This window comes from Crossiella cryophila (genome assembly GCF_014204915.1).
GTDB classification, from domain to species: Bacteria; Actinomycetota; Actinomycetes; order Mycobacteriales; family Pseudonocardiaceae; genus Crossiella; species Crossiella cryophila.
In genome coordinates this window covers 6,105,665-6,121,715 of record NZ_JACHMH010000001.1, presented here as the reverse complement: position 1 = coordinate 6,121,715, position 16,051 = coordinate 6,105,665, and the positions used below count along the sequence as shown (strand labels likewise).

The following is a 16,051-nucleotide window of genomic DNA, read 5'->3' as shown; positions in this document are numbered from 1 at the left end:
TGGTGAGGCTCCCCCGCGCGGGTGATGGGCGAGGGCGGTCCGTGGTGGCCTGGTGCAACCCGTGCTGGTTCCGGCGCGTCCAGTGATCATGGGGCTGGGTGCGGGTTTTGCCAGGTTGTGGGTGGTGGGCACGGTCTCGGCGGTCGGCGATGGGGTGACGATGGTGGCCGGGCCGTTGCTGGCCGCGGCGTTGACCAGGGATCCGGTGCAGGTGGCCGGGTTGGCGGTGGCGCAGCAGTCGGCGGGGCTGGTGTTCGGGTTGCCGGGTGGGGCGCTGGTGGACCGGGTGGGTCGGCGGCGGGTGCTGGTGGTGGCGGCGCTGACGCGGTCGGTGGCCCTGGCGGTGCTGGGGTTGGTGTTGCTGGCCGGGCAGGCGTCGTTGTGGTTGCTGTACCTGGTGTTCTTCGTGGTCGGGTGTGCGGGGGTGGTGTTCGAGAACGCGGCGAGCACGATGGTGCCCGCGTTGGTGGGGCCCGCGGGGTTGGCGCGGGCGCATGGGCGGTTGCTGGGGTCGGCGGTGGTGGGGCGGGATCTGCTGGCCAAGCCGGTGGGTGCGATGTTGTTCGTGGTGGCGGTGTGGGTGCCGTTCCTGGTGGACGCCGGGGCGTTGTTGCTGGTGGCGGCGTTGTGTCTGCGGTTGCCTGCGGGGGTGGCGGAGCGGGGTGGGCCGCGGGGGTCGTTGTGGGCGGAGATGGCCGGTGGGGTGCGGTGGTTGCTGCGGCACCGGGTGTTGCGGGCGTTGACGGCGGTGATCGCGGTGTCGAATGTGGCGCTGGGGGCGATGGCGGCGGTGCTGGTGCTGATCGCGCGGGAGCGGCTGGGGCTCGGGGAGGTCGGGTACGGCCTGTTGCTGGTGGCCGCGGCGGTGGGCGGGGTGCTGGGTGGGTTGCTGGCGGATCGCCTGATCGGGTGGCTTGGGGTGCCGGTGTTCCTGCGGGCGGGGTTCGCGCTGGAGGCGGTGGCGCACCTGGTGCTGGCGGTGAGCCGGGAGGTGGTCGTGGTGGCCGCGGCGCTGATGGTTTTCTGGGGTTATCTGGTGGTGTCCTCGACGGTGGGGGCCTCGTTGCGGCAGTCGTTGGTGCCCGCTGAGCTGCTGGGACGGGTGCACAGCAGTTATCGGTGGCTGTCCGGGGCTGCGATGCTGGCGGGGTCCGCGCTGGGTGGGGTGCTGGCGCGGTATTTTGGGTTGGCCGCGCCGTTCTGGTTGGGTGCGGTGGGGGTCGGGTTGCTGGTGCTGGTGTTCCCGGTGCGGGTGTTCCGTGGGGTCACCCTCGCCACCACCAGGTGAATCCATTTTTGATTATATAAACCCCATGGTATGTTGCTCATGTGCCAGCCCCATTCGAAGTACTCGCCGAACCCACCCGCCGCCGCATCCTGGACCTGCTCCTGGAACGCCCCCGCCTGGTCGGAGAGCTGACCGAGCAGCTCGGCCTCACCCAGCCCGGCACGTCCAAGCACCTGCGCGTGCTGCGCGAGGCCGGCCTGGTCAACGTCCGCCCGGAAGCCCAGCGCCGCTGGTACGAGCTGCGCCCGGAGCCCCTGGCCGAGATCGACGCCTGGATCGCGCCCTACCGCAAGCTCTGGACCGAACGCCTCAACGTCCTGGAACAGCACCTCGACACCATGCCCGAGGGCCACACCCCCAAGCCCCGCAAGGAAACCCCATGACCACCCCATCCCCCGCCGACGACACCACCCGCCTGCCCGACGGCCGCCTCGCCCTGCGCCTGGAACGCCACCTGACCCACTCCCGGGAGAAGGTCTGGCGCGCCCTGACCACCCCGGAACACCTCAGCGTCTGGTACCCCTTCCCCGCGGTCGAGCTGGACCTGCGCCCCGGCGGCGTGATCCGCTTCGACAACGGCGAGGGCGGCACCCTGGACGGCGAGGTGATCGCGGTCGACCCACCCCGCCTGTTCGCCTTCCGCGAGGTCGACGACCACCTGAGCCTGGAGTTGCACGAGGAGCCCACCGGCTGCCGCCTGATCCTGACCCACACCTTCGCCGAGACCGCGGGCTACGAGAACTACACCACCGGCTGGATCAAGTGCCTGGACGCCCTGGACGCCACCCTCACCACCCAACCCACCCCCACCTGACCCAACCAGCCGCCTACCGGCTCCAGCTCCCCCGCCCATTCGCCCACCTGGCCTCGGCGACGCCGGAGCCCAGGTGCGCAGGTGCGCAGGTGCGCAGGTGTAAGCCTCCGGTCCCCTCCCCCAGCCCGTCCGGTCCACGCGACCACGTTCCGGCCCGCAACCTCCGGCAGCCCCAGCCGGAGGCCGGGCACTCCCACCCGTGGTTCGGCTGGCAGAACCACGGGGGCGGCCAACGGCGTTACGTGGGCTCCGGCTTCCCACGGCATCCGCCAGCCCGTGTCCTCAAAGCCAGATGAGTAGCGTGGCCAAGCACCGCCTGTAGATCACCGACTCGAACACCGGTGGCCTGCTGATCGCGGCGTCGCGGGATGGTGACCGCGATCCGCCGCCGCGGCTAGGGCGTGTCTGACAAAGCGTGGATCCATGTGATCGCGGCGTGGATGAGTGCCTGTCCGAGAAGTTCGAGCAGCAGCCGGCGAGGTCGCTCGTCCGGCCGTCGTGCTGGTGAACCCGGCCGCCCTACCGTGGCCTGGTGAGCGGGAGGCAGCCCCGCACCAGCGGCCGGAGACGACGAGCAACCTCGACCGGCACCACCCCGCACCTGATCGCGGAACCCGTCCCCAACCAGCGGTCTTGCCCGACCCGCGGCCAAGTCCTGGTTCCCGGCAAACGCGCCCACGCCGTCAACTGCTCCCCCACTGCCGCTCCCAGCACTGGAGGTGGCGGCGGGGCCTGGCCACCCGGGTACCCGCGGTGCGCAACACCGCGGCAGAGGGCAGCACCGCGTGCCCGGTGTGCGACACCGCCTGGACCCCAGGCCCGGAACGCCGCGCCGACGCCCGTTCCCGCTCCCCGGCGTGCCGAACCCGGGCCTGGCGAAGCCGCTCCAGCACACCGGATCCATTCGGCACGCCGTCACCGTGACTGGCACCCGAACGCTTCCGCCACACCAAGAGAAACATGCCTTGATCTGCGAAAACATGTCATCCGATCGGCGATGACGGACCGAAAGCGTTCGCGCCCACACTGGCTGCCGCGCCCGCCACGCACCGCGGGATCAAGGAGACCGGAGATGTCCCGGACCGGCATGATCCGCAACGTCACCGAGACGCGCTACCCGGAGCTGGAGCCGATGCGCCCGGCAGAAGCACCGGTGGGTGGCCGCGCGGTGGCCGGCCTCCCAGCGCCGCGACGGGGTTTCCTATGCGGTGCACCGGATCCTGGCCACGGTCCAGGTGGACCGAGACCGCTTCGCCATGATCAAGCGCGCCGGTGCACGAACACACCGGCGCGCGCCGCTGGACCACTGACGCGGCCATCCACGACCTACCCACCGACTTCCTGCGCCGCCCGTCGGTGGCCTCGGCCAGCATGGCCTGGCCGAGGCCACCGCCAAACGGGCGATCAACCGGGCCCAGGTGGATCACTCGATGCAGGCGGTGGACATCGTGCGCCAGCGCTCCCCGATCCAGCGCGAACTGGCCCACACCACCGGGTCCGGGCGGCGCTGGAGTGGACGGAGAGCGCGGTCGACACCGGCAACACCAGCCTGGACGAGGGCCTGGCCAAGCTGCTGCGCGGACAGTGACACCGCGATGCGCCGCGCGCTCCCGGAACACGTCTGCGGCGAGCAGGTCCGCGTCGCGCTGCCGGAGGCCTGGCCTGCGGCGCTGACCCGGCGCCAGCTGGTCTCGGCCACGAAGCTCTCGGCGCACCAGGTCCGGCGCGGGCTGGTGCACCTGCGGGTGGTGCTGGCCCGCCACCCCGCTGATCTTCACCCGGGGCGACGGCTACCGGCTGAACCCGGACCTGCCGGAGCTGATCGACTACGAGCGGGCGCAGTTCGCCGCGCAGCTGCCCCGGCTCACCCGGCTGGCCTCGGCCACGATCGAGCCGCACTACCTGCGCGGTCCGCAGGACGACTGGATCCGTCTTGTCCGCGAACAACTCGGCGGGGTCCGCGCGACGCTGGAAGTGCTGACCAAGCTGGGCCTGGACGAGCCCGCCACCGCCGGCTGCGGCCGTACGCCACGCGGCCCGAGGCGCCGGTGAGGCGGCCACAGTGTCCACGAACACCCCGGGCCCTCCGCGCCCTCCGCCGCGGTGTTCGGCACGGCCGCCGGTGCGCGGCTGGGCTCGCCGCTACCCGTCGGACTCGCGGCTGGGCGGGGTGGGCGCGGACGGGATGTCGGTGCTCCCTCCTAGCCTGAGGCGGCCACGCCCACCTTGGTGGAGAACCCAGCACCATCTCGAACACCCCGATCCCCGCGCACGCGGGGCTGTCCAGCACCACCCGGCCCCACTGCCCCACGCGGAGGCCCACCGGACGGTGCTGCCCGCGCGCACCTCGGCGCCACCGGATGTCAGCTCGAGCCGACTGCCCCGGAACTGAGGCGAGGCCCCTCCCGGCCCGCTACTGTGCGTGCATGCGTCGAACCGCTCTGGTGCTATTGGCCTGCCTAGCGCTGACCGGATGTGCCACGCAACAGCAGGCTGCGCCGTCGGGCAGCGACCCCAAGGCGGGGTCGGCCAAACCGAACACGCCCACCGAGGTCCGGCAGATGCACACCAGAAATCTCGACAGGCTGAGGAGGTCCTGCGGCCAGAACATCGCATCGACGCCGACCAATCCGGCGTGCCGCGGGCTCCTGCCCTTGATGGGCGCGGCCGTGTCGCAGGTGCAAGTGGGCCTGGCGAGGTGGTTCCCGGACCGGGAGCCAGGCAAGGTCAAGGAAGCGGGCGAGACGGTGGTGCGGCGGGTAGAGCTGCTGCAGCAGAACTGTGACAGCGTGAACGGCAGCAACAAACTGCCGGGCCAGAGCGTGGCGCAGGCTTGCGGCTCGATGTGGAGCGCGCTAGAGCTGGAGTGGAAGAACTTCGAGTCCGCTGTGGACAAGCTCTAGACGATCGGGATTGTGCGCACCAAGTCAGCGCCGGAGAGTGCGCGGGCACGGCGGCCCACGGACGACACATCGAACACAGTCCCTGGCACCCCACAACACAGCGAGTGCTCGCGGTGGGTGTCGTATCGGGTGACGAGGCCGGGCCATTGCTTCGTTTGGCAGAACCGGCGGCAGCATCGGGGAGTCCCCGGCCTGGCCGGGCATGATCAGCGTGACCAGAGGCAGCCCGCTGCCATCGACGAGGTGACGGATCTTCGTCGGCAACCCACCCCGCGAGCGGCCGATCCCGTGATCAGGCGGCCCGGCCGCTGACTTCGGGTCAGGTCCGTTTGCGGCTCGCGATCTCGTCAGAGAGCTGTCGCACGTGGGCGGGGTCCGCGTCCCGGGCAAGGCAGACGTAGTGGTCCAGGACGGCCGGCCGGTAGCGCACGGGCAACGTCTGTCCTGGGGCGAGCCGGATGAGTTCGGTGATCGTGAGGCCTTCGTCCGCGATACCGCGGAACGAGATGCCGTCGGCGGTCTCCACATCGAACATCAGGACCACGCGTGGATTGCTGTTGACCTCCCGCCAGTCGACGAGAACGCCGAGCGCGAGCGCCCCCGTACGCAGTTCCGCATTGCGTTTCCGGGCAGCACTGCTCATGTGCGGGTTCGGGGCGACGCCAGGGAAGGCGGGCCCGACGCCGAGCGATTCACGGCTCAGGTCGGGCCTGAGCTGCTCCATCAGATCGTCGAGCTTCTTCTTCCAACCGAACATCCTGACCCCTCCCCCGCACGCCGGTGCCGGAATCTCGGCCTGGCGCTTCGCCCTCACCGCGATCGTACGTCGCGGCCATTCCCGACCACCGTCACTTCGCCCCGTCCCGATGGGGTCGCCGTCTGCGGTCGCTGGGGTCAGGCACGGGAAGTTGTGATCGGTTGGCGTGCCGGTCAGCCAGGCTTCCTCCTGGCCGGGATCCGGAGGAGAGCATCGGCCGCGTCGTGAGGGGGGACTCAGCGGTGACGTGGGTGAAGTGGCAGAACTACTGGTGGCGGGCCCTGATGTTGCAGGACAAGGGTTACGAGGGCTGGCAGCCGTTGGGGCCCGATCCGATGTCCCAGGTGCCCAACTCCGCGTTGGCGCGGATGTCGCTGGAGGAGTGTGTGGCCTATCTGCTGGAGGACGTCGCCGACTCCTTCCGGGAGATGGACGCGGAGGTGCGGGTGGAGTGCTTCACCGTGCCCGACCCCGGGCCGGATGACGTTCCGGTGTATTCGGCGCAGATGCGGACCTACGACGCCTGACACGGGGATGGACCGTTCTCTTGGAGGGGGCAGCGGTGCAGAAGTGGACGAAGTGGCGGGACTACTGGTGGCAGCTGCTGATGCTGGAGGACAACGGATACGGGGGCTGGCAGCCGATGCGGGCCGCACGCCCGTTGCTCAAGGTGCCCAACGCCGCCATGGCGGTCATGTCGCTGGAGGAGTGGGCGGCGGCGATGGTCGAGGACGCGGCGGACAGCTTCAGCGAGTTCGACGGGGAGGTGCGGGTGGACTGCTTCACCGTGCCCGACCCGGGACCCGATGACGTCCCGGTGGTCTCGAAGCAGACGCGGATCTACGACGAATGACGGGGACGGCCCGTTCTCTTGGAGGGGGATTGCGGTGGAGGACTGGGAGAAGTGGAAGAAGTGGCAGAACTACTGGTGGCGGATCATGATCTTGGAGGACCGGGGGCACGGGGGCTGGCGGCTGTTTGGTGATGAACCAACGTCCCAGGTGCCCAACTCCTCGCTGGCCATCCAGTCCTTGGAGAAGTGCGTGGCGATCCTGTTGGAGGATGCCGCGGCGGAGTTCGCCGATCTGGACGGCGAGGTGCGGGTGGACTGCTTCACGGTGCCCGACCCGGCGCCGGATGCGGTTCCGGTGTACTCGGCGCAGATGCGGATCTACGACCACTGGTGATCGGGGTATGCGCGGACAACGGTCCGGTGGGTTGGTTGATTTTGTACGGTGGCACCGTGGCCACCCCGAAGAACGTGCACGACTGCGACCTGGTTGAGACCGCCGCTGACTTCGTCGCCTACCTGGCGTTGCTCGCCGAGGACATCGAACCGCAGGAACAGGCCCGGCACGCGGCGATCGCGGCCGGTACCTACGTCGCCTACCTCGACGATGATCCCAACGACGGGTGGAAGAACCCCACCGTCAGCAGCTTCCTGGACGCGTGGGCGAGTTGGCTGGCGACGCGGTCGCAGCTGGATCCGCGCTGGGAGCGCCACGACACGGTGGCGCCGAGCTGGCGGGCGCTGGCCCAGCAGCTGTCCGCGGCCAGGACCTACGAGTGACCCATGGGCCACGAGCGCTTCAGGACCTGCGGGTGATCCCGGCCAGCGGCTGCCCCGGTTACCGATAGCGGGTAACCAGGGCAGCCGCGTGGTGGGCGGTGCGGGGCTCAGCAGGTGCCGGGCTGGGTGGTGATCCTGGGGTTGAGTGGGTCCCGGTAGTCCAGGGTGGTGGTGGCGCGGCATTCCGGGTGGGTGATCTCCAGGAAGCCTTCGTGGCCTCGGCTGCGCAGGATCGGGCCTGCGGCCAGGGGTGCGGTGGTCCAGTGGGGTTGGGGCTGGCCGTCGACGGACTTGATCAGGGGGTCGTAGTTGTCGTTGGTGTTGAGCTTGAACTGGTAGCGGTGGCCGTCTGCGGTGGTCATCAGGCCGGCCTCCTGGGTGCTGATCTCGTTGGTGAGGTTGGGGTTCAGCTCGCGGGTGCGGGTGTGGAAGGCGGTGAAGTCCATGGTGGTGGACTCCACGGCGTGCAGGACGCCGACCACCCCGTGCGAGGCGCTGGCCTTGTCGACTGAGTTGAGTGCGACGTAGACGCCCAGGTTGCCGCAGGCAGGGGTGTTGAGGTTGAGGAACTCCCAGCGGGCCTCGACCACGCGCTGGGCGCACTCGCGCAGGAACTGCGGCACCACCAGGCGCAGGCCGCAGGCGAAGCCGCCGGACACGCAGGTGTTGACCCGGTCGCGGTCGGCGGGGCCGCCGCTGTTGTGGAAGCCGTCGAAGCGGATCAGGTCGTCGGTGCGGGTCTCCCGGCCGGGGGTGTTGCGGGTGGGCATCAGGGTGGTGGCCTGGGCGCGGCCGTAGAGCTTGCTGCCGCGGACCTCGTCCATGCCGTAGCCGCTGTTGCCCCAGATCCCGCCCGCGGTGAGCTGGAAGGAGGGTGAGCTGGCGTAGATCTCCAGGCCGGGCATGGCCGAGTCGGCGGAGAAGCTCAGCTTCGGGCGGGGGCCGTGCTGGAAGGAGTGCTGGTAGCTGACGGACTTGTCCATGGCGCGCTGGATCGCCGCGCGCGGCGGCAGGTAGCCCGAGACGCCGACGATGAGGGCCTCGCCGCTGTAGTGGCGCGGGATGTGGTCGCCGGTGTTGGCCAGCAGGCCGGTCCACAGCTGGAAGAAGCCGGTCTGCGGGTCGGAGTTGGCCGCGTAGTAGCTCTGGTTGTCGGCGTCGGCGCGGTCGGCGATGCGGCGGAACGGGCCGGCGCGGCGCAGCTGGTTGCTGCTGAGGGCGAACTTGGTGGTGGCGTAGTCGAGCACGATCTGGGCGGCGGTGCGGATGGCCGGGTCCTGGGCGTGGTCGAACAGGTTGAGCAGCGCGTTGAGCGAGTACCGCTGGTACGGGCGGGCGTTGTACTCCATGAAGTCGTGCTTGGCGAAGGTCTGCAACTGGCGCAGCAGGTGCTCGCGCATCCCGTTGGCGGCGTTGTCGTAGCGCGCGTCACCGGTGGCCTCGCGCAGGCGCTGGTTGCTCAGGTAGCGGGAGCTTTCGATGAGCAGCCGGTGGTTCTCGGTCTCGGGCACGTCGACCAGCCCGCAGACGGTGATCTTCTCGTCGTCGACCGAATGCGGTCCGTTCTCGGTGAGCAGGTGCCGCAGCAGGTGGGTGCGGGTCAGCGGGTAGAGCAGGTCCCAGTACTTGCTGCTGATCACCACCAGGCTCTTGAGCACGGCGTCGTAGTCGGCGTCGCGGTGGCAGGTGGGGATGTCGTCGGTGGAGGAGCCGGTCATGTACGGCTGGGTCTGCCGCAACGCCCGGTTGACCAATTCCTGGCTGGGGGCCTGGTTCTCGCACTGGCTGGCCACACCCTTGCGGCGGAGCCGGTCCAGGTGTGCCATCCAGGCGATGCCGGTGTCCTCCCCCGCCTTCTCCCCCGTCGGGCTGAGCACGCTCTGGCAGGCCTGGAACTCGGTGACCAGCTCGCGGCGCTTGTCCAGGTGCCGGGGCGCCTCGGCGGGCTGGGTGGCGGTGAACCCACGCAGGTCCACCCCGCCGGAGGAGCGGACGGTGGTGGCGGCACGCTGGGTCCAGCCCTGATTGCACTTCGCGCCGCCGACGGCGTTGTCGCAGCCCTGGAGTTCGACCTGGATCTCGCCGGGGACCTCGGCGTCGAAGCTGAAGTGGCCCTCGCGGCGGCGGTCCTGCCGGTACTTCACATCGGCCTGCCGGGGATCGCGGCCGGGCTGGTACCAGCGCACGATGAAGAAGTCGTAGAAGAACCCGTCGGTGGGGCCCCACTCCACATAGACCCGGTTCTGCACCGAGTAGGTGGCCACCACCAGGTTGCCGCCCTGCCCCGGTGATTCGGCGAGCTGGCCGTGCGCGAAGCCCTGCACCCGGCCCTTGGGGCCGTTGAACGCCGCGCCGGTGGGGCAGCCGAGTTTGCCGGTGGCGCCGCCCAGTTCCCGCCAGCGGCGGCCCAGGTTGCCCTCCACCGCGGGGCCAGGACAGCCGGTGGGGGTGCCTGCCAGGTCGGGCAGCGTGAGGCTGACCGGGATGGCCGCGCCCTGGGCGCATTTGAAGCCGGACTGGCCGGGGCGTTTGTCGCAGCCGGTGACGGTGAAGTCGTAGCGGCCGGGGCCTCGGGTCAGCGGCATGGTGAAGGTGCCCCAGGTGCGCGGGCCGCCGTAGACGTCCTCCACCCTGGACAGGCCGTTGTGCGACCAGCCGATCAGGAAGCCGTCGTAGCTCCAGGGGTCGTTGGTGGGGCCCCAGTCCAGAGTGACGTCGTTGCGCACCCGGTAGGCCGAGACGACCAGGTTCGGGCCCTGGTCAGGGGACCAGACGACCTCGCCGCGCTCGAAGCCCTGCTTGCGGCCGCGGCGGCCGGGCACGTCCTGTTCCGGGCCGGTCGGGCAGCCCAGCGGTCCGGCGCCCGCGTTGAGTGCCTGCCAGCGGTCGCCGATCAGGCCGCCCGCGGTGATCGCGCAGGCCGGGGCCGGCGCGTTGGCGACCGGTGGGGCGGGGGTGGGTGGTGGCGGTGTGATGGGTGCGGCCGCGGCGCTGGGCACGAGCATCCCGGCCGCCAGCGCCGGTGCGAGCAGCAGCCCCCACCAGCGCCGCACGCGCTGTCCTGACACGGTGATCTCCCCTTGGTCATCCCTTGGCGCGAAGGCGCGCATCCTCCGAGTTTTCCCATCGGGAGGGCGCCGCGGCGAGGAGATGCCGTATTCCGTTTCCCTGGGCGATTCGGGATACCGGGGCGGAGCTGGGGAAAGCGGGATCTACGGGGCCGGTCCCGTGGGTGCCGGGACCGGCCCCGTAGAGGCTTACTTGATCACATCGGGAGCTGGTCGCGGAAGAAGTTCCGCACATCCGACACGAACAGGTCGGGTTCCTCCATGGCCGCGAAGTGCCCGCCACGCGGCATTTCCGTCCACCGGGTCAGGGTGGGGAACTGCTTCTGGGCCAGGCGCCGGACCGGCTGGGTCAGATCGTGCGGGAAGACCGCCACGGCCAGCGGCTGGGTGAGCGGGGGCTGGCTGCCCCAGCTGCGCGCGGACTCGTAGTACAGCCGGGCCGAGGAGCCCGCGGTGCCGGTGAGCCAGTACAGCATCACGTTGGTCAGCAGGTGATCGCGATCCACCGCGTCCTCGGGCACCGACTTGGAGTCGGTCCACTCCTTGAACTTCTCCGCGATCCAGGCCAGCTGGCCCACCGGGGAGTCGGTGAGGCCGTAGGAGAGGGTCTGCGGCCGGGTGGACTGGATCTTCATGTACCCGGACAGCTCGTCCTGGTAGCGGTTGAGCGTGGCCAGCTTGGCCAGCTCCTCCTCGGTCAGGTCGGTGACCTCGGGATCGGGGCGGGTGATGAGCATGTTCAGGTGCACCGCGTGCACGTGCGCGGGGTCGGCGATGGCGATGGCCTGGCTGATCGCCGAGCCCCAGTCCCCGCCCTGCACGCCGTAGCGGTCATAGCCCAGGCGGCGCATCAGCTCGGCGAAGGCGGTGGCGATCCGGTTGACGTTCCAGCCGGTCTCGCGGGTGGGGCCGGAGAAGCCGTAGCCGGGGATGGAGGGCAGCACCAGGTGGAAGGCGGGGCTGCCCTCGGGCGCGCCGTGGCCGCTCGGGTCGGTCAGCGGGCCGATCACGTCGAGGAACTCCACGATCGAACCGGGCCAGCCGTGGGTCATGATCAACGGCACCGCGTCCGGCTCCAGGGAGCGGATGTGCAGGAAGTGCAGGTGCTGGCCGTCGATCTCGGTGGTGAACTGGGGGAAGGAGTTGAGCCGCTGCTCGTGCACCCGCCAGTCGTAACCGTGTCGCCAGTACTCGGTCAGCTCGCGCAGGTAGTCGAGCGGGACCCCGTAGTCCCAGCCCGTGCCGGGCAGCTCGTCCGGCCAGCGGGTCAGGTCCAGCCGCGCGTGCAGATCGTCGAGCTGGGACTGCGGGATGTCGATGCGGAAGGGGTCGATCTCGCTCATGACCCCACGCTATCCACCGAAGAGGACAACTTCGGTCCTCTTCAGCCAGCGGTTAAGCCTTGGCCGCGGCTTTGGCCGCCTTCTTGAACTCGCGGACCTCGGTCAGGGTCATGGTGTCCACCACATCGGCCACGCTGCGCCGTGAGCCGTCCTCGCCGTAGGCGCCCGCGGCCGCCCGCCAGCCTCGCGGGGTCACGCCGCGCTGTTTGCCCAGCAGGGCCAGGAAGATCCGGGCCTTCTGGTCGCCGAAGCCGGGCAGCGCCTTGAGCCGCTTGAGGACTTCCTTGCCGTCCGGCTCGCCCTCGGTCCACAGGCGGTCGACCTGGCCGTCGTAGTGCTCGACCAGGAAACGGGCCAGGTCCTGCAGGCGCTTGCCCATCGAGCCCGGGAAGCGGTGCACCGCGGGGACCTGGGACATCACCGCGGCGAATGCCTCGGGGTCGAGTTCGGCGATCTGCCGGACGTCCAGCTCGCCGAGCCGGTCGGCGAGCACCCTGGGGCCCTTGAACGCCTTCTCCATCGGGATCTGCTGGTCCAGCAGCATGCCGAAGAGCAGCGCCAGGTGGCTCTCGGTGAGCAGGGCGTCCGCGGCCGGGTCCTGGGCCAGGCACAGCGTGCGAGTCATGGCGACAAGGATGGCAGTAGCCTCCGGCGGGTGCGTCCCTTGGGTGTGCTCCAGTGCCTCGTCCTCCACTGCCCGGCCCCGCGCCGGCTGGCCGCCTTCTACCAGGAGCTGCTGGGCGGGGAGGTCAACCGGCCCGATCGGCGCTGGGCGGTCAACGCCGACTGGTCCACGCTGCACCTGCCTGATGGCCGGGTGCTCTGTTTCCAGCGTCAGCCAGGGCACCGGCGGCCGGTCTGGGGTGACTCGCAGCGGCCGCAGCTGGCACACCTGGACATCGACGTCGCCGACCTCTCCGCCGCGCACGAGCGGGTGCTGGAGCTGGGGGCGACCTTGCTGGACAGTGCGCTGGGCCGGGGCTGGCAGGTCTACGCCGATCCGGCCGGGCACCCGTTCTGCCTGCTGGGCCACTGATTTCCCGGCCACTGAGTCACGCACACTGCCACGGCTGTGGCACCACGGCTGGGGTGGTCAGCCGGCCAGGCCGCGCACGATGAGTTCCAGGCCCTGCCGGTAGCGGCGGTCGAAGTCGCTGAACAGCTCCTTGCCCGCGGCCACCGCCAGTGGGGTCGCGGCGGTGTCCATCCGGGCGGCGCGGGCGGCGAAGTCATAGCGCGGATCGCGTTCGGCCGGGGTGGGGTGCACGGCCTGTTCCTCGATCACGAAGCCCACGGTGAAGTGGTAGATCGTGGTCAGCCCGGAGATCGCCGCCGACAGGCTGAACCCGGCTTTGGTGAAGGTCGACAGCGCTCGTTCCATCGAGTCGTAGGCGCTGGTGTCGGTCAGGTGGGTGCCCGCGACCATGCGCGCGCCGTCGCGGTGGGCCAGCAGCGCGCGCCGCAGGCCGACCCCGGAGCGGCGGGCGATCTCCCGCCAGTCCAGGCCCTCCTCGGGGGGTTCGTGCGCGGCGCGCAGCACCTGGGTGGCCATCTCGTCGACGAGTTCCTGCTTGTTCTTGAAGTGCCAGTACAGCGCGGGGGCCTGGACCTCCAGGCTGGTGGCGATGCGGCGCAGGGTCAGCGCGTCCAGGCCGACCTCGTCGAGCACCTCGAGTGCGGTGCGCACCACAGTCTCGCGATCCAGAGCCATGCTTGACAGCTTAACGCCGTTCAAGCAACCTTAACGACGTTAAATTTAACGTCGTTAAGGAGTTGTCATGGACCCCGTCCTCATCGTGGGCGCCGGCGCGACCGGCCTGACCCTTGCCGTGGACCTGGCCCGCCGCGGGATGCCGTTCCGCCTGGTCGAGGCCAGGACCGAACCCTTCCCCGGCGCCCGCGGCAAGGGCGTCCAGCCGCGCACCCAGGAGGTCTTCGAGGACCTCGGCGTGCTGGACGCGCTGCTGGCCCACGGCGGCCAGTACCCGCTCATCCGCGCCTACCGCGGCCGCGAGGTGCTCGGCGACCAGCGCATCGACGAGCTGCGCGAACCCACCGAGCAGGTGCCCTACCCGAACATCCTGATGAGCCCGCAGTGGCGCACCGAGCAGTTGCTGCGCGACCGGCTGGCCGAACTGGGCGGCCGGGTGGAGTTCGGCACCCCGCTGACCGGCTTCACCCAGGACGCCGAGGGGGTCACCGCGACCGTGGGCGGCCGCTCGATGCGCGCGGCCTACCTCATCGGCGCGGACGGCGGGCGCAGCTTCGTGCGCAAGACCCTGGGTGTGGACTTCCTCGGCGAGACCCTGGAGACCCAGCGGATGCTGGTCGGCGATGTCCGGCTGACCGGGCTGGACCGCGAGTTCTGGCACGCCTGGCCGGGCGAGTCCGGGGCGCTGGCGCTGTGTCCGCTGCCCGGCACCGACACCTTCCAGCTCTACGCCCCACCTCCGGCCGACGGCGCCGAACTGCCCACCCTGGCCGAACTCCAGGACCTGGTCACCGCCACCACCGGCCGCGAGGAGCTGCGGCTGACCGAACTCGTCTGGCTCTCGCTGTACCGGGCCAATGTGCGCATGGTCGACCGATACCGGGTCGGGCGGGTGTTCCTGGCCGGGGACGCCGCGCACGTGCACTCCCCCGCGGGTGGCCAGGGCCTCAACACCGGCGTGCAGGACGCCTACAACCTCGGCTGGAAACTGGCCGCCGGCACCGAGGAACTCCTGGACAGCTACGAGCGGGAGCGGCTGCCGGTGGCCGCGGCGGTGCTGGGCCTGAGTTCCCGGCTGCTCCAGCGCGATGCCACCGAGGGTCTGCGGCGTGGCCGGGAAACCCACCAGCTCGACATCAGCTACCGCGGCGGCCCGCTCGCCCCGGCCGGAGTGGAGACGGCGAGCGGGCTGGCGGCCGGGGACCGCGCGCCGGATGCCCGGCTGGCCGGGGGCGGCCGGTTGTTCGAGCTGTTCCAGGGGCCGCACCAGACCCGGCTGATCTTCGGCGGATCCCGGCCTGGCACGGACAGCCCTGGCGAGCGGAGCTTCGTGATCACCGAGGAGTCGGTGCGCGCGGTCTACGGCGTGCCCGTGGGTTCGACCGTGCTGGTCCGCCCGGACGGCTACCTGGGCGCGATCGAGGTCCCGGCGCTGACCGCTGCGAGGTAGCGGCGGAACCACCTGGTCAGGCCGAGGTCGACCGCGCGGGCCGTCGGCGACTGGGGTGCGGGTTCGATGCCGGGTTCCTCGGCCAGTGGATGCGCCAGCCCGGGGATGGAGAGTAGTTCGGCCCGGTCCCCGGCCGCCTCGACCAGGGCGAGCGCGTCCGCCCGCAGTGCCGGGTGGTCCAGTTCGCCGCTGACCACCAGCAGCGGCGCCCGGCGCGCCAGGACCTCGGCGCGCGGCAGGAAGTCCAGGCTGTCGACGGCCTTGGCGGACTGCTCGTCGTAGGGGTAGTCGCCGGGGAAGAGGTCCACGACCGAGCGCATCCGGATCGCGGCGTTCACCACGGCCGCGGCGAAGACCGGGGTCTGGGTGTCGGCCAGCACCCGCAGCGCGACCGCCCCGCCCAGCGAGCCGCCGAGCACCCCGATCGGACCGTCATCCACCGGGAGTTGCTCCCGGAGCGCGGCCAGGGCGGCCGGGAACTCCTCGGTGGCCTGCGCGACGAAGGGGTGCAGGAAGGACATCAGCGGGTCCTGCTGTACCAGCGCCAGTCCGGCGTCCATGCTGCCGTCGACCATTCGCAGGCCGCACATCGGCATGCCCAGGTGCACCCGCCAGGCAGGCAGCTCCTCCATCGGCAACGCGGCGGCGAAGGCGGCGTCCGAGCGTGGCGCGTCCAGCATGTGCCAGGTGACGATCAGCGGAGCCGGGCCGTCGGTCGCCGGGGGCAGGGCGGTGTAGGGCACACCGGCGGCCCAGCCGGTGATCGGTGAGTTGCGCATGCGGCCACCGTAGATCCACCGCCGCGGGCCCGGGATCGGTTACGCCATCGGCGGAATCACCCGGTTCAGCCGGTCGGGGTCCAGCCACGCAGCGGCCGGGTGGGCAGTGGCTGGACCCGGCGGGCGGGCCCGGCCGCGGTGCCGGGCACCACCGCGGCGAAGCCGATGGCGCTGAGCACGTGCACGATGCCGGTCTGGATCCGGGTGGCGGTGGACGGGCTGTACGCGGGCCCCGAGCAGAACCCGCCACTGCACACCGTCGGCTGCTCGGCCGCGCACCCGGTGGCGGTCAGCAGCACCGTCGTCACGAGCACGGTCGCGGAAATCCAGCCTCGCCGCATCGGGACCCCTCCCCCTCGCCGGTGGTT

20 protein-coding genes are annotated in these 16,051 nt (G+C 70.8%); 12 read left to right on the top strand and 8 right to left on the bottom strand.

The features are described 5' to 3' along the window. Positions 1–61: 61 nt before the first annotated feature. From HNR67_RS26860 to HNR67_RS26850, 3 genes are read left to right on the top strand one after another with little or no spacing between them, the layout of a single operon-like run. Entirely contained in the window at positions 62–1,288 is a 1,227-nt protein-coding gene (locus HNR67_RS26860) for an MFS transporter (protein ID WP_185004991.1), read from the top strand. A gap of 41 nt (positions 1,289–1,329) precedes the next feature. Next, a complete protein-coding gene (locus HNR67_RS26855; RefSeq protein ID WP_185004990.1) occupies positions 1,330–1,671 on the top strand; it encodes an ArsR/SmtB family transcription factor in 342 nt (113 codons plus the stop codon). Continuing rightward, the gene (locus HNR67_RS26850) at positions 1,668–2,102 is read left to right on the top strand and encodes an SRPBCC domain-containing protein (RefSeq protein WP_185004989.1); all 435 of its coding nucleotides are present in this window, start codon (positions 1,668–1,670) and stop codon (positions 2,100–2,102) included. Before HNR67_RS26855 ends, HNR67_RS26850 begins: the two co-directional genes overlap by 4 nt. 683 nt (positions 2,103–2,785) lie before the next feature. Here the strand turns inward: HNR67_RS26850 and HNR67_RS26845 are convergent. Then, positions 2,786–3,013 (bottom strand): hypothetical protein, encoded by a 228-nt coding sequence (locus tag HNR67_RS26845; RefSeq protein ID WP_185004988.1) that lies wholly within the window; start codon positions 3,011–3,013, stop codon positions 2,786–2,788. A 246-nt stretch (positions 3,014–3,259) separates the two neighbouring features. Here HNR67_RS26845 and HNR67_RS26840 point away from each other — a divergent pair, with 246 nt between their 5' ends. The 3 genes from HNR67_RS26840 (at position 3,260) to HNR67_RS26830 (ending at position 5,005) form a co-directional block, all read left to right on the top strand. Beyond that, positions 3,260–3,412, top strand: a complete 153-nt coding sequence (locus HNR67_RS26840) for a DUF6192 family protein (RefSeq protein WP_185004987.1) — start codon at positions 3,260–3,262, stop codon at positions 3,410–3,412. After that, entirely contained in the window at positions 3,409–3,690 is a 282-nt protein-coding gene (locus tag HNR67_RS46735; RefSeq protein WP_407645185.1) for a DUF6192 family protein, read from the top strand. Before HNR67_RS26840 ends, HNR67_RS46735 begins: the two co-directional genes overlap by 4 nt. 838 nt (positions 3,691–4,528) lie before the next feature. Continuing rightward, positions 4,529–5,005 (top strand): hypothetical protein, encoded by a 477-nt coding sequence (locus tag HNR67_RS26830; protein WP_185004985.1) that lies wholly within the window; start codon positions 4,529–4,531, stop codon positions 5,003–5,005. A gap of 319 nt (positions 5,006–5,324) precedes the next feature. Here HNR67_RS26830 and HNR67_RS26820 read toward each other — a convergent pair whose 3' ends face one another. Beyond that, on the bottom strand, positions 5,325–5,762 hold the full coding sequence (locus tag HNR67_RS26820) for a hypothetical protein (RefSeq protein ID WP_185004984.1): 438 nt from the start codon (positions 5,760–5,762) through the stop codon (positions 5,325–5,327). Positions 5,763–6,004: 242 nt separating this feature from the next. Between HNR67_RS26820 and HNR67_RS26815 the strand changes: the two genes are divergently transcribed. The 4 genes from HNR67_RS26815 to HNR67_RS26800 are packed head-to-tail and all read left to right on the top strand — an operon-like array spanning position 6,005 to position 7,332. Continuing rightward, a complete protein-coding gene (locus HNR67_RS26815) occupies positions 6,005–6,289 on the top strand; it encodes a hypothetical protein (protein ID WP_185004983.1) in 285 nt (94 codons plus the stop codon). A gap of 35 nt (positions 6,290–6,324) precedes the next feature. Further along, positions 6,325–6,615, top strand: a complete 291-nt coding sequence (locus HNR67_RS26810; protein WP_185004982.1) for a hypothetical protein — start codon at positions 6,325–6,327, stop codon at positions 6,613–6,615. 34 nt (positions 6,616–6,649) lie between these two features. Beyond that, positions 6,650–6,949, top strand: a complete 300-nt coding sequence (locus tag HNR67_RS26805) for a hypothetical protein (RefSeq protein ID WP_185004981.1) — start codon at positions 6,650–6,652, stop codon at positions 6,947–6,949. A 56-nt stretch (positions 6,950–7,005) separates the two neighbouring features. Further along, positions 7,006–7,332, top strand: a complete 327-nt coding sequence (locus HNR67_RS26800; protein ID WP_185004980.1) for a DUF7660 family protein — start codon at positions 7,006–7,008, stop codon at positions 7,330–7,332. Positions 7,333–7,439: 107 nt separating this feature from the next. On the opposite strand, the gene HNR67_RS26795 is transcribed toward HNR67_RS26800, so the two are convergent. The 3 genes from HNR67_RS26795 to HNR67_RS26785 form a co-directional block, all read right to left on the bottom strand. Further along, the gene (locus HNR67_RS26795; protein WP_185004979.1) at positions 7,440–10,400 is read right to left on the bottom strand and encodes an LGFP repeat-containing protein; all 2,961 of its coding nucleotides are present in this window, start codon (positions 10,398–10,400) and stop codon (positions 7,440–7,442) included. Positions 10,401–10,597: 197 nt separating this feature from the next. Then, on the bottom strand, positions 10,598–11,743 hold the full coding sequence (locus HNR67_RS26790; protein ID WP_185004978.1) for an epoxide hydrolase family protein: 1,146 nt from the start codon (positions 11,741–11,743) through the stop codon (positions 10,598–10,600). A gap of 52 nt (positions 11,744–11,795) precedes the next feature. Beyond that, positions 11,796–12,368: an HhH-GPD-type base excision DNA repair protein gene (locus tag HNR67_RS26785; protein WP_185004977.1), complete on the bottom strand. Its 573-nt coding sequence runs from the start codon at positions 12,366–12,368 to the stop codon at positions 11,796–11,798. Between the two features lie 30 nt (positions 12,369–12,398). Here HNR67_RS26785 and HNR67_RS26780 point away from each other — a divergent pair, with 30 nt between their 5' ends. Then, complete coding sequence (locus HNR67_RS26780) at positions 12,399–12,779, top strand: VOC family protein (RefSeq protein WP_312988119.1); 381 nt, start codon at positions 12,399–12,401, stop codon at positions 12,777–12,779. Between the two features lie 57 nt (positions 12,780–12,836). On the opposite strand, the gene HNR67_RS26775 is transcribed toward HNR67_RS26780, so the two are convergent. Next, positions 12,837–13,454 (bottom strand): TetR/AcrR family transcriptional regulator C-terminal domain-containing protein, encoded by a 618-nt coding sequence (locus HNR67_RS26775; RefSeq protein WP_185004976.1) that lies wholly within the window; start codon positions 13,452–13,454, stop codon positions 12,837–12,839. Between the two features lie 67 nt (positions 13,455–13,521). On the opposite strand from HNR67_RS26775, the gene HNR67_RS26770 reads away from it, so the two are divergent. Next, positions 13,522–14,904: an FAD-dependent monooxygenase gene (locus tag HNR67_RS26770; RefSeq protein ID WP_185004975.1), complete on the top strand. Its 1,383-nt coding sequence runs from the start codon at positions 13,522–13,524 to the stop codon at positions 14,902–14,904. Here the strand turns inward: HNR67_RS26770 and HNR67_RS26765 are convergent. After that, the gene (locus HNR67_RS26765; protein WP_185004974.1) at positions 14,859–15,683 is read right to left on the bottom strand and encodes a prolyl oligopeptidase family serine peptidase; all 825 of its coding nucleotides are present in this window, start codon (positions 15,681–15,683) and stop codon (positions 14,859–14,861) included. The genes HNR67_RS26770 and HNR67_RS26765 overlap by 46 nt on opposite strands. 65 nt (positions 15,684–15,748) lie before the next feature. Next, a complete protein-coding gene (locus HNR67_RS26760) occupies positions 15,749–16,024 on the bottom strand; it encodes a hypothetical protein (RefSeq protein WP_185004973.1) in 276 nt (91 codons plus the stop codon). Between the last annotated feature and the right edge of the window lie 27 nt (positions 16,025–16,051).